The 10,753-nt window shown below is 70.2% G+C and carries 16 protein-coding genes; 9 read left to right on the top strand and 7 right to left on the bottom strand.

Annotated features, from left to right (window positions below; translation table 11 throughout):
• The 5 genes from ACIBJE_RS11660 to ACIBJE_RS11640 all read left to right on the top strand — a co-directional run.
• Nucleotides 1–214: hypothetical protein (locus ACIBJE_RS11660; protein ID WP_396746637.1), on the top strand; the 214-nt coding region annotated here is incomplete at its 5' end.
• Between the two features lie 168 nt (nucleotides 215–382).
• Nucleotides 383–1,321 (top strand): hypothetical protein, encoded by a 939-nt coding sequence (locus ACIBJE_RS11655; protein ID WP_396746634.1) that lies wholly within the window; start codon nucleotides 383–385, stop codon nucleotides 1,319–1,321.
• A gap of 19 nt (nucleotides 1,322–1,340) precedes the next feature.
• Nucleotides 1,341–2,207: a hypothetical protein gene (locus tag ACIBJE_RS11650; protein WP_396746632.1), complete on the top strand. Its 867-nt coding sequence runs from the start codon at nucleotides 1,341–1,343 to the stop codon at nucleotides 2,205–2,207.
• Nucleotides 2,208–2,227: 20 nt separating this feature from the next.
• On the top strand, nucleotides 2,228–2,650 hold the full coding sequence (locus tag ACIBJE_RS11645) for a hypothetical protein (RefSeq protein ID WP_396746629.1): 423 nt from the start codon (nucleotides 2,228–2,230) through the stop codon (nucleotides 2,648–2,650).
• A 52-nt stretch (nucleotides 2,651–2,702) separates the two neighbouring features.
• Nucleotides 2,703–3,233 (top strand): DinB family protein, encoded by a 531-nt coding sequence (locus ACIBJE_RS11640; RefSeq protein ID WP_396746626.1) that lies wholly within the window; start codon nucleotides 2,703–2,705, stop codon nucleotides 3,231–3,233.
• A gap of 28 nt (nucleotides 3,234–3,261) precedes the next feature.
• Here the strand turns inward: ACIBJE_RS11640 and ACIBJE_RS11635 are convergent, their stop codons facing one another.
• From ACIBJE_RS11635 to ACIBJE_RS11615, 5 genes are all read right to left on the bottom strand, one after another.
• Entirely contained in the window at nucleotides 3,262–3,696 is a 435-nt protein-coding gene (locus tag ACIBJE_RS11635; protein WP_396746624.1) for a hypothetical protein, read from the bottom strand.
• Between the two features lie 62 nt (nucleotides 3,697–3,758).
• Nucleotides 3,759–3,932 carry a CsbD family protein gene (locus ACIBJE_RS11630; RefSeq protein ID WP_396746621.1) on the bottom strand — a complete coding sequence of 58 codons (174 nt, stop codon included), beginning with the start codon at nucleotides 3,930–3,932 and terminating at the stop codon, nucleotides 3,759–3,761.
• 142 nt (nucleotides 3,933–4,074) lie between these two features.
• Nucleotides 4,075–6,330: a heavy metal translocating P-type ATPase gene (locus tag ACIBJE_RS11625; protein WP_396746618.1), complete on the bottom strand. Its 2,256-nt coding sequence runs from the start codon at nucleotides 6,328–6,330 to the stop codon at nucleotides 4,075–4,077.
• A 12-nt stretch (nucleotides 6,331–6,342) separates the two neighbouring features.
• On the bottom strand, nucleotides 6,343–7,239 hold the full coding sequence (locus ACIBJE_RS11620; protein WP_396746615.1) for a hypothetical protein: 897 nt from the start codon (nucleotides 7,237–7,239) through the stop codon (nucleotides 6,343–6,345).
• Nucleotides 7,236–7,445 (bottom strand): heavy-metal-associated domain-containing protein, encoded by a 210-nt coding sequence (locus ACIBJE_RS11615; RefSeq protein ID WP_396746612.1) that lies wholly within the window; start codon nucleotides 7,443–7,445, stop codon nucleotides 7,236–7,238. Before ACIBJE_RS11615 ends, ACIBJE_RS11620 begins: the two co-directional genes overlap by 4 nt.
• A gap of 90 nt (nucleotides 7,446–7,535) precedes the next feature.
• Here ACIBJE_RS11615 and ACIBJE_RS11610 point away from each other — a divergent pair, with 90 nt between their 5' ends.
• Nucleotides 7,536–7,832: a metal-sensitive transcriptional regulator gene (locus ACIBJE_RS11610; protein WP_088980949.1), complete on the top strand. Its 297-nt coding sequence runs from the start codon at nucleotides 7,536–7,538 to the stop codon at nucleotides 7,830–7,832.
• Between the two features lie 562 nt (nucleotides 7,833–8,394).
• Here the strand turns inward: ACIBJE_RS11610 and ACIBJE_RS11605 are convergent.
• Nucleotides 8,395–8,586, bottom strand: a complete 192-nt coding sequence (locus tag ACIBJE_RS11605; RefSeq protein ID WP_088980950.1) for a DUF397 domain-containing protein — start codon at nucleotides 8,584–8,586, stop codon at nucleotides 8,395–8,397.
• A 32-nt stretch (nucleotides 8,587–8,618) separates the two neighbouring features.
• Nucleotides 8,619–9,380, bottom strand: coding sequence for a helix-turn-helix transcriptional regulator (locus ACIBJE_RS11600; protein ID WP_396746608.1), 762 nt, complete (start codon nucleotides 9,378–9,380; stop codon nucleotides 8,619–8,621).
• A gap of 168 nt (nucleotides 9,381–9,548) precedes the next feature.
• Between ACIBJE_RS11600 and ACIBJE_RS11595 the strand changes: the two genes are divergently transcribed.
• From ACIBJE_RS11595 to ACIBJE_RS11585, 3 genes are read left to right on the top strand one after another with little or no spacing between them, the layout of a single operon-like run.
• The gene (locus ACIBJE_RS11595; RefSeq protein WP_396746605.1) at nucleotides 9,549–10,238 is read left to right on the top strand and encodes a hypothetical protein; all 690 of its coding nucleotides are present in this window, start codon (nucleotides 9,549–9,551) and stop codon (nucleotides 10,236–10,238) included.
• Nucleotides 10,235–10,492, top strand: a complete 258-nt coding sequence (locus ACIBJE_RS11590) for a DivIVA domain-containing protein (protein WP_396746602.1) — start codon at nucleotides 10,235–10,237, stop codon at nucleotides 10,490–10,492. The genes ACIBJE_RS11595 and ACIBJE_RS11590 overlap by 4 nt, the downstream gene beginning before the upstream one ends.
• Nucleotides 10,489–10,728 carry a hypothetical protein gene (locus ACIBJE_RS11585; protein WP_396746599.1) on the top strand — a complete coding sequence of 80 codons (240 nt, stop codon included), beginning with the start codon at nucleotides 10,489–10,491 and terminating at the stop codon, nucleotides 10,726–10,728. Before ACIBJE_RS11590 ends, ACIBJE_RS11585 begins: the two co-directional genes overlap by 4 nt.
• Nucleotides 10,729–10,753: the final 25 nt, after the last annotated feature.

Genomic DNA, 10,753 nt, shown 5'->3' with positions numbered 1-10,753 from the left:
TCCCGGGGCCACCCGACCCACCCGCACGCTCACCAACAGCGGGTCACGGCCGCACGGGGGATACAACCGACCCGCCCCCACCACCATTCCCCGCCAGCCGGCCCGACCGTCACGCCCGGCCGACGTCCAGCTCGGTTTCCTCGACGGCTGCGGCTCGCCACTCGACGCGCTTCAGGACCCGCCGGCCCGAACATCTTCGGCCCTCCGGATCTGACACCACTGCCACAAGATCTTCTCTGCCGGGCATTGACAGCCGTCCATCTCAACGGCGATCGTTATCGCCAATGGCAACACGGGTGCCATCGCGGCGGTCGCTTCGTCCGACAACGGCAGGAGCGATCACTATTGATGCGTGCCCCATGGGACTTCGATGGGGGAATGCATGGAAGGCAGGATCTCCTCACCTCTTCGTCTCTTCAAGATCTTGGTTGTAGGCGCCGCGCTCGTCCTGGTTGCGCCACCGGCCACGCCAGCAGCTTCCGCGGCGCCGTTGGCGCAGCCTGTGGCCAGCAACGACTTCCGCATCACCGCGTCGTCGGCCAATGAGGACATCGGCACGTTCGCCCGCTCGGCCACGCTGATCGAGTTCGCGGCTGCCGCCAGGAGTGCCGCGTCGACCGAGGTGACGCTCTCCGTTGGCGGTAAGAAGTTCACGGCCAGCAAGGACATCGCGAAGGGCTCCGCCCAGTGGTCCGGCGGGGGCGCTTCCCTGCAACCGGATGAAAATCTGGCGCTCGACGCCTTCGCCAACGCCCTCGAGTCTGAGTGGGTCGAACCGGCCAGCGCCACGAAAGCGCCGATCCCGTTGCACCGGGACCTGACCATCCGTCTCGCCATGCTTCTCGCTGAGGCGCCCCCTGGCACCAGGATCGGGACCCAGGATGTGCCCCGCCCGGCGGAACGACGCGGTGAGCGGAAGCTTCCGGAGAGTGCTGTCGCGGTGGAGTCGTGCCTCCAGGAGGGCACCTTCGCCACCGTGGCGAACAGCGCGGAACGGAAAGCGGTGGTCGCGGCTTGCCAGGAAAGCAACGAAGACGGCATCTGGTACACCCGATGCAATTTCAACGAGTGGGTGATCCACGATGCGGCCGACCACTGCATCATGGGTGAAACCGTCTATGTCGGTCCGGCCTCGTACGACTGCATGGGTAAGTGCGGTGGCGGTTGTTTCATCATCACCGGCTACACCTATGACTGCGCTGACCACGATCGCTGCGGTCGGGTCCATGGTGGATCGACCGACCCGTGGGACAGCGAGTGCGGCGACGAGTACTGGGAAGCTGATGACGACTTCCTGTGGTCGACGAACCAGTGCGGTTAGAGTCCGGTCCTCTCGTACGATGAAGCGACTTCTCCTCACCGTTTCGTTCGTCACGCTCACTTTGGTGGCGACCGGCTGCGGGTCCACGGACCAGTCCGTGGACCCGTCGCCAAACGTTCTGGCCACCGTGGCAGGCGAGCCAGTCACCGTCGAGCAGGTTCGGGCGCTGATTCCGGACAGTCCCCTGCCGGCGGTGTTGGTGGCAGGCGGCTACTCCGGTCCGTGGCCGGAGGCACTGGAGTTGGCGGTCCGGGACGAGCTGCTGGGGCGCGAAGCCGCCCGCCGTGGCATCGACGGGTCAACCAGGGCCGAACAGATCGCCACACTCATCACGCAGGAGCAGAACAATGCTGCTGGCCTCACCGCTGAAAGCATCGCAGACGGGGAGGCGCGCGCCTGGTACCAGGAGCACCGCAGATTGTTCGGGAACGTGGCACAGGCCGACGTGGCCTGGGGGGAGTTCTCTGACCCCGCCAAGGCCAGGATGGCTCTGGCGCGTGCGGCTGATACCAATCAGCCGACGTTCCAGAGCCTGGTTCGCGAGGGCGGTGCGACGGACAGTGGCACGGCCACAGTTGACGATCATGGCGAAGGCGCCGATCCGATGGTCTCGCGTGCGGCCTTCGCAGTTGGCGCAGCCGGAGGAGTCGGGTTGTCCGCGGACCCGGAGAACAACCGATGGTGGGTGGTCCGTGTCGAGCGCATCTCGTTCAAGCAGATGGACTGGGACGCAGCGCTGGCCTACAAGGTGAAGTCGGCAATGGCTACGTACCGTCGGGAGGAACACCTGCGCCGGCTCGCTCACTCGTTGCGGAAGAATTGGCCGGTCCGCGTGTACGAGACGCGGCTCGCTGACATTGTCGCGACAGAGGAGCCACCGAAGTGACTGTAGCCACGATAGTAGGCGTGATTCTTGCGCTGTTCATCACCGCCGCAGCGTTCGTGCACTTGGGCAGAAACCGTGCCGCACCCGGTGCCGTCGGTCGCGTGTTGAGACTGCTTGCGTTCGCCGCCACCGCAGGGATCGCCATTGCGCTGTTGCCGTTCACGGTCGCGGACAGTGGTGCTTCCGCCGGCTATTTGCTGGGTGTGCCCGTGGCGGCAGCCGCATGTCCCCTGATCGCGGACCTGACCGGCCGTGCTGTGGGAATCACGACGGCGGTCGGAGCGCTGGTGATGCTGGTCTGGGGCCTCATACTCGGGCTCGGCATCGGACTTTGGTTCATCCTTCCAGCCCTGTTGCTGGGGATGGCGGTGGTAGCCGGAATTTCTTCGCGGCGCGCGCCGGCGACCGGCAAGGGGTACCGCAGCCAGCGGCCTCCGGCGTGACGGCGAGCCATATTCGGTCGACCCGCAGGCGACGCGGTGGCATCGTGCCCGGATGCCGGTACCTTCCCACACGCTCGCACGATGGCAGTTCGACCTGACCTGGTCCCTGTTCGAGTACCACCTCGAACGACTCGAACCGGAGGACTTCCGCTGGGAGCCCGCCACACTCTGTTGGACGATGCGGACCGGCCCCGACGGCGGCTGGGTGCCGGACTGGGCCGACACCGAGCCGGATCCGGTCCCGGTGCCCACGATCGGCTGGCTCACCTGGCACCTCGGCTGGTGGTGGAGCGTGACCCTGGACCACCTTGGGGGACGACCTCCGCGCGAGCGCACCGACGTCCGCTGGCCCGGTCCCGGGGAACCGACCGTGGTCTGGCTGCGCGACCTGCGTACCCAGTGGCTGGCCGCGCTCGACCGGCTCACCGACGCCGATCTCGGCCGCCCCGCGACCTTCCCGTGGCAGGACGACCCGGCGCACACCGTCGCGCACACGCTGGGCTGGGTGAACGCCGAACTGATGAAGAACGTCGCCGAGATCGGTCAGCTTCGGCTGCTGCGCGCGGCGCAAACACCCGGCTGACTGCCCGGCGGCCGGTGCCCGCCCCCGCTCATGGCAACAGCGGCAGGTGGTCGCGGAGCGCGGCGAACTGGGCCACGGTCAGGTAGGACGGGTTGGCTGCCTGCGGTTGACGGAGGACCTCCGCCGTCGCGAGGCGGGCGTCGGCGCGCAGGGTCTCGCGGCGCACCCGGTGGTCGGGGGCGAGCACGGTCAGGTCGAGCGGCACCGTCCACGGCCCGTCGCCGTGTGGCACCGACGGGCCGGTGAGCCGGCCGACACCCCAGACGCCGTACGGCAGACGCCCCCGGCTCCCGCTGGCCCAGAGGACGACCGGCTGCCCGGCCGCCATCAGCCGGGCCCGGTAGCCGGGGCGGACGCACCAGGCACGTACCCGTGGATCATGGGCGAACCGGTCGGCGAGGTCGGTGGTGTCCGCGTTGCCCTTGAGCAGCCACGCACCGAGGTCGCCGAGGGTGACGGTCACTTTTCCTCCCGTACGCGCGCGTCGGGCCGGCCGAGGGGCCGACCCGACGCGGAACGCGGACCTCAGCTGCGGAACATGTCCTTGATCTTCTCGCCGGCCTGCTTGAGATGGCCGCTGGCCTGGTCCTGACGACCCTCGGCCTCCAGGCGCTCGTCGTCGGTGGCCCGGCCGACGCCTTCCTTGACCTTGCCGGTCGCCTGCTCGGACGCGTTATTGATCTTGTCATCGATACCCATGCGGCACCTCCGGGATCACGGGTGGAACCTCGTCGTCCTACCCCGTTACTCCTACCCCCACGGCTACGGCCCAACCCCCGTCACCGAGCCGCCCCACCGGCGGATCCGGCAGGCTGCCTCACCGGCGGTCCGGCAGGCCGCTTCACGCCACCGGACGGAAGCCGCGCAGGCGGAGGCTGTTCGCGACCACGAAGACCGAGGAGAAGGCCATCGCCGCTCCGGCGATCATCGGGTTGAGCATCCCGGCGGCGGCCAGTGGCAGCGCCGCCACGTTGTAGGCGAAGGCCCAGAAGAGGTTGCTCTTGATGATCCGCAGCGTCCGGCGGGCGAGGCGGATCGCGTCCACCGCCGCCACGAGGTCATCGCGGACCAGGGTCAGGTCGGACGCCTCGATCGCGGCGTCCGTGCCGGCGCCCATGGCCAGTCCCAGGTCGGCCTGGGCGAGCGCGGCGGCGTCGTTGACGCCGTCGCCGACCATCGCCACGACCTTCCCCTCGGCCTGGAGCCGCTTGACCACGTCGACCTTCTCCGCCGGCAGCACCTCGGCGATCACCTCGTCCACGCCCACCTCGGCGGCGACCGTGCGGGCGGCGGCGGTGTTGTCGCCGGTCAGCAGCACCGGCGTCAGGCCGATCTCGCGGAGCCGGGTGATCGCGGCCCGGCTGGTCGGCTTGACCACGTCGGCGACGACCAGGACGCCGCGCGCCCGGCCGTCCCACCCGGCCAGCACCGCCGTCCGCCCCTTGGCCTCCGCGTCACGCACCGCCCGTTCGACCCCCTCGGGTACGTCGAGACCGCGCTCGCGCAGCAGCCGTACCCGGCCGACCACCAGTTCCCGGCCGTCGACCGTGCCGGTGACGCCGAGCCCCTCGACGTTGGCGAACCCCGTCACCGGAGGCAGCGCGCCGGCACGGGCGGCCCCGGCGGCCACCGCCCGGGCGATCGGGTGCTCGCTGGCCGCCTCCAGCGCGCCGGCCAGCCGCAGCAGCTCGTCGGCGTCCTGCCCGTCGGCCGGGAGCGTGTCGACCAGGGTCATCCTCCCGGTGGTGACGGTGCCGGTCTTGTCCAGCACGACGGTGTCCACCCGCCGGGTCGACTCCAGCACCTCCGGTCCCTTGATCAGGATGCCGAGCTGCGCGCCCCGACCGGTGCCGACCAGCAGGGCGGTCGGGGTGGCCAGGCCGAGCGCGCACGGGCAGGCGATGATCAGCACCGCCACGGCGGCGGTGAACGCGGCGGTCAGGCCGGCGTCGCGGCCCAGCCAGTAGCCGAGGGTGCCGGCCGCGAGCGCGATCACGATCGGGACGAACACCCCGGAGATCCGGTCGGCCAGCCGCTGCACGGCGGCCTTGCCGGTCTGGGCCTGTTCCACCAGCTTCGCCATCTGGGCGAGCTGGGTGTCACCACCGACCCGGGTGGCGGTGACCACCAGCCGGCCGCCCGCGTTGACGGTCGCCCCGACCACGGCGTCGCCCGGTCCCACCTCGACCGGCACCGACTCGCCGGTGAGCATGCTGGCGTCGACCGCCGAGGTGCCCTCGGCCACCACCCCGTCGGTGGCGACCTTCTCGCCGGGTCGGACGACGAACCGGTCCCCCACCGCGAGCTGGTCGACCGGGATCCGGACCTCCGCGCCGTCCCGCAGCACGGCGACGTCCTTCGCGCCGAATTCGAGCAGGGCACGCAGGGCGGCCCCGGCGGTGCGCTTCGCGCGGGCCTCGAAGTAGCGGCCGGCGAGGATGAACATGGTCACCCCGGCCGCCGTCTCCAGGTAGATGTTGCCGGCTCCGTCGCTGCGCGCGATGTCGAAGGTGAACGGGTGGGTCATCCCCGGCGTGCCCGCGTCGCCGAGGAAGAGCGCCCAGAGCGACCAGCCGAACGAGGCGAGGGTACCGAGCGAGATCAGCGTGTCCATGGTCGCCGCGCCGTGACGCAGGTTGACCAGGGCGGCCCGGTGGAAGGGCAGCCCGCCGTAGACCACCACCGGGGCGGCCAGGGTCAGCGAGAGCCACTGCCAGTAGGTGAACTGCCAGGCCGGCACCATCGCCAGTAGGATCACCGGCACCGTCAGCACGGCCGACACCCACAGCCGGGTACGCAGCCCGCGCAGCTCGTCCACCGCTTCGGTGGTTCCCTCCGGGCCGGCGGCCGGCGTGGGCGGAGCGGGCAACGCGGCGGTGTAGCCGGTCTTCTGGACCGTGGCGATCAGGTCCTGCGGCGTGACGGTGTCGTCGTACGAGACGGACGCCTTCTCGGTGGCGTAGTTGACCGTGGCGGTGACGCCGTCCAGTCGGTTGAGCTTCTTCTCGATCCGGGAGGCGCAGGAGGCGCAGGTCATGCCGCCGATCGCCAGTTCGATCCGGTGGGTTGCCACCCGCAGTGGCCCAGCGGTGGACATCGGTACCTCCGGTCAGTCGTGGGCGTGGTCGGATGCGCCGACCACGACCGTGAACTCGGCGGTGCGGACCGTGCCGCCGTGCTGGAAATCCAGGAAGAGGCGGTACGTCCCGGCGAACGGCACCTCGGCGCGGAAGCGCACCTCCGGGCCGGGGCGGGTCCGCCCGTCACCGGGGGCACCGTCCGGGTGCACGTGCAGGTACGCCAGGTCGCCCTGACGCAGCGCCACCAGGTGCCCGTACGCGCCGAGGTAGGGCTGGAGATCGGTGACCGGTACGCCGTCCCGGCGCACGGTCAGGGTCAGCTCGTTGGTCCTGCCGGGTCGCAGCTCACCGGTGAGGGTGACGGTGTACCCGTCGACGGTGGCGGTGGCCGCCGGCGCGGGCAGCGTACGCGGCGTGAACGCGCCGGGGACCGCGACGTCGACACCGAGGGTGAGCGGTTTCGCCCCGGTCGGGGTGAAGTCGGCGAACGCCCGCCAACTCCCCGGCTCGGCCAGCGGGGAGGCGATCCGCCACGTGCCGTCCGGGTCCATCGTCGGGTGCACGTGCCGGAACCCGGCGAGGTCCCGCCGGGCGACGATCAGGTGCATCCGTTTGTCGTGCTCCACGTCGAAGGCGGTGACCGCGTGCCCGTCGGGGCCGGTGACCCGGAAGGCGAACTCGCCGACCGGCGTGGACACGGGGGTCAGCGTGTAGCCCTGGTCGGAGACCAGCAGTCCACCGGGGAGGTGGTCGCCCGCGCCGTCCTCGTGTCCGCCGCCCTCGGGGCCGCCGGACGCGTGCCCGGTGGTCGGGTGGCCGCTCTCGGCGGGAGCGACGGGGCCGGTCATTAGCCCGACCCCGTACGCCGCACCGACAACCGCCACGAGGCCGAGGGCGAACCCGCTCAGCTTCGTCGCTGTGTTCATGATCCGACGAGCTCGAATCCAGCCTCGTCGACCGCCGCGCGGACCGTCTCGGTCTCCAGCGGGGCGTCGCTGGTGACGGTGACCTGACCCGACGCCAGGTCGACCTGGACGTCGGTGACACCGGCGACCGACCCGAGTTCGCTGCTGACGGCGCTGACGCAGTGTCCGCAGGTCATGCCCTGGACCTGGTACGTCTTGGTGGCCATCGAAACTCCTCTCGACGATGGATACCCACCTGGGGTATCCCCTCGACTGCACCGTAGCATACCCCCCAGGGGTAAGCTATCCTCGGTGTCATGAGCACACCCACACCGATCCGGGGATACACGGCCACCAAGGACCAGTTGCTCGCGCGGCTCCGCCGGGTCGAGGGGCAGGTCCGGGGCATCGAGAAGATGGTCGACGAGGACCGGTACTGCATCGACGTGCTCACCCAGATCTCCGCCATCCAGGCCGCCCTGGACAAGGTCGCCCTCGGCCTGCTCGACGGCCACGCCCGGCACTGCATGCACGAGGGTGCCGCCGAGGGCCGCGCCGACGAGATGGCGACCGAGATGATGGCGGCGGTCGGCCGCCTGATGAAACGCGGCTGACCACCGGAGGCCTTCACGGCCGCGAACAGGCATGATCGACTCCGTTTTGACGAAACGGCGCCGCCCCGGCTCCCTGGACACCCCGTCTCGACCATGCAGCGGACCTGCTCCGCGCGGCGACCCCGGCACGGCGACCGTCGCAGTCAGCACGGTACGGACACGAGGACGCGATATCGGAATATGGCGCTCGCCTGTCGGTGAAAAGGTGGCGATCCAGCCTCGCTCCGAAAGGCGAGCCGAACCGGCCATGCGCTCGGCTGGTGTTGTTCGCGCAGTCCGCCGGATAGAGGGCCACGCTCTCCGGGAGATGCGGCGGATCTCGGAGACCCTGCACCTCACGTGAGGCACGCTGCCGGCCCGGCGGCAGGGTGACCGACTCGGAGTGACATCGAGCCAGAGCGGCCGACACCCAACTCAAGAGCCAAATCTTGGACAGTTACCGTTCAAATAAGACGGTAACTGTCCAAGATTCGAAGCGCCTCTTCGAGATCGTCAGGAGTCAGACACCGAAAGGGCGTCCGCCCCATCCCAGGGTCGAACGCCCGATCCGTTGCAAGTGTTGTTATCGCTGACAACCGACCTCGGCGACGAACGCGCGCCAGGACTCGGGGGTGAAGGCGAGCGTGCCGCCCGACCGGTCCTTCGTGTCCCGCACGAGAACCACCCCCGCCAGATTGTCCGCCACCTCGACGCAGGCACCACCGTTCTGGCCGCTGCGCGTGCTCTTGCGCCAGACAGCGCCGCTCAGTTCCATTTTTCAGCCACCCTCTCGATCAACTCGACCGATTACCTGTGAGGCAACGCCTCGCCCCGGACGGACTCCCACGCCTGCTGCACCCAGATCAGGCTGGACGGCTCGTCGACCACCCGCCCCTGAAGCTGACTGTCCAGATAGGCGTATTCGTCCCCTCCTTCGAGGGAGGCCAACACGAACGGGCCGCCCATACCAGCGTACGCCCCGGTAGATGACGGCACGACGTGGATTCGTACGTGCGGAAGCTGGGTGGACACCTCCAGCATCCGACACAACTGCCCATGCATGATCGCGGCATCACCCACCTCTCGTTGCAGCATGTTCTCATCGATAACGGCCACAAACTGCGGTGGCGACTCGCTCGTGAGAACCTCCTGCCGCATGATGCGGGCCGCCGTCCGACGCTCGACCTCATCAGAACTCAGGAGGCCACCGCATGCGAACAGCGCACGGGCGTACGCCTCCGTCTGAAGCAGTCCCGGCACGGTAGTCATCTCGTACCACCGTAGGGACAGTGCCTGGCGTTCGATCTCGATCCAGTTGCGGAACCACACCGGAGCGCTCGCGTCACGCACCAGGTCTTCCCAGAGGCTGAGCAGGATCCCGCCGGTTTCCAGGGCTTCGTCCACGGCCTTGAGGTACTCCGGCTTGGGCGGCTTGACGCCGGTCTCGATCGCGCTGACGTGCGTGTTCGAGTAGTGCACCCGCTCACCCAACGCGTCCTGGGTCAGTCCGGCGGCCACCCGCCGCCGACGCAGCTCGCGCAACAGGAACTCGGACGGCGAGATTCCCACACGTTCCCCCACTCTCCTCGGTCCACGTCGCAGTACCCCACCCAGCCCGAGACGGTCACCCACGGTCGTCATGACGAAGCGGAGTGTTCGGAATCCTAGGGCGAGGCGGGCAGGCTGTACACCCACGGTCACCACGACATCGCCGAAATGCCGAAAGAGGGAGGTCCCGTGCCCCGACACCATTCCGTCCCGCTCGCTCCGCGTCACCGCCGCGACTGGCGTACGGCCTGGCGGCGCTGTAGCTGCGGCTGCGCCTGGCCCTGCCCGGACCGGTACCTGTCGGTGCCGGTCGAGCCGGCCGTCGCGCCGGTGCCGCCCGCGTACCCGCAGGTCAGAAACGTGCCGGCGGCCAGTGCCGCCTGGGCGGTGTCCGGGGTCGCCGACGAGTTGCGGGAGGCGTACGTCGCGGTCGGCGCGGCCGTCGTCCTGCTGGAACGGGTGCGGGTCGGCGCCGCAAATCCCGCTCTGCGCGCGGCGCAGCGGGGCGCCGATCACGCGCTGGACCTGGCTGACGAGGCGGAGCGGCTGCTCGGCCTGGGCGTCGCGCGCCTGCGAACGGCTTGCGGACGAGGCGCACCCGGCCTCGACGTGGCCGCCACGGTGGAGGCGGTCGTCGTCCGGCTCCGCGCGGCGGCGGACCGGATCGACCGGTTCCCGCACCGGATCAGGGTGGCCGGGGAACAGCTCCGGGCCGCCGGGGAGGACGGCCCGACCGTCGAGGCGGCGACCGGGGAATGGGCACGGGCCGCCGGGCAGCTCGAACTGACCGCCGCCGCCCTGCGGGAGACCGTCGCCGCGCTCGCGGCGCAGTTTCCCGCGAACGCGGCGGACCCGGCAGGGAGAGGTCGACGGCCGTGATCTACCTGACCGGCAAGCGGCTCGGGCCGCACCAGATCCGGAGCGCGGAATTCGACCGGTGCTGGCGCGGACTCGCACCGGATCAGGTCCGCTCCCATCTCGACCGGGTCGCCGGGGAGGTGGAGCGGCTGCACCGGCACATCCGGGTCGTGGAGGCCGACGGCGACCGGATTCGTCAGGCGCTGCGCTGCTGGCAGTCCGAGTACGCCCAGCGCCGGCCGGCGGACTCCGGCCCTCGGCACGGGCGGTGGTGACGTTGAGCCGTTGGGTCCTGCACCTGCCGCTGACGCTGCCCGACCGGGGGTACGCCGTCGCCCTCGTGGTGGCGCTGCGCGACTCCCTCGGGCACGTGCCGGAACTGGACTTCGGGGAGGCCACGCTCAGCGCTGAGGACGACCAGTCGCGGCGTACCCGGATCTGGTGTGACGCGCGGCTGGGCGACGGACGGCGGTGTGTGCTGCCGATCGGGCACGACGGGAGGTGCCGGTGACCGGTGGGCGCATGGACGGGGCAGC

Origin of the sequence: Micromonospora sp. NPDC050187, from assembly GCF_044459745.1 — a bacterium.
Taxonomy (GTDB): domain Bacteria; phylum Actinomycetota; class Actinomycetes; order Mycobacteriales; family Micromonosporaceae; genus Micromonospora.
This window is presented reverse-complemented; position numbering and strand designations above follow the sequence as displayed.

Excerpts from the sequence above, each read along its gene's own strand:
- ACIBJE_RS11625 (WP_396746618.1), bottom strand. The coding sequence starts at position 6,330 with ATGTCCACCGCTGGGCCACTGCGGGTGGCAACCCACCGGATCGAACTG.
- ACIBJE_RS11650 (WP_396746632.1), top strand. The coding sequence starts at position 1,341 with ATGAAGCGACTTCTCCTCACCGTTTCGTTCGTCACGCTCACTTTGGTG.
- ACIBJE_RS11610 (WP_088980949.1), top strand. The coding sequence starts at position 7,536 with ATGAGCACACCCACACCGATCCGGGGATACACGGCCACCAAGGACCAG.
- ACIBJE_RS11605 (WP_088980950.1), bottom strand. The coding sequence starts at position 8,586 with ATGGAACTGAGCGGCGCTGTCTGGCGCAAGAGCACGCGCAGCGGCCAG.
- ACIBJE_RS11640 (WP_396746626.1), top strand. The coding sequence starts at position 2,703 with ATGCCGGTACCTTCCCACACGCTCGCACGATGGCAGTTCGACCTGACC.
- ACIBJE_RS11615 (WP_396746612.1), bottom strand. The coding sequence starts at position 7,445 with ATGGCCACCAAGACGTACCAGGTCCAGGGCATGACCTGCGGACACTGC.
- ACIBJE_RS11620 (WP_396746615.1), bottom strand. The coding sequence starts at position 7,239 with ATGAACACAGCGACGAAGCTGAGCGGGTTCGCCCTCGGCCTCGTGGCG.
- ACIBJE_RS11630 (WP_396746621.1), bottom strand. The coding sequence starts at position 3,932 with ATGGGTATCGATGACAAGATCAATAACGCGTCCGAGCAGGCGACCGGC.
- ACIBJE_RS11655 (WP_396746634.1), top strand. The coding sequence starts at position 383 with ATGGAAGGCAGGATCTCCTCACCTCTTCGTCTCTTCAAGATCTTGGTT.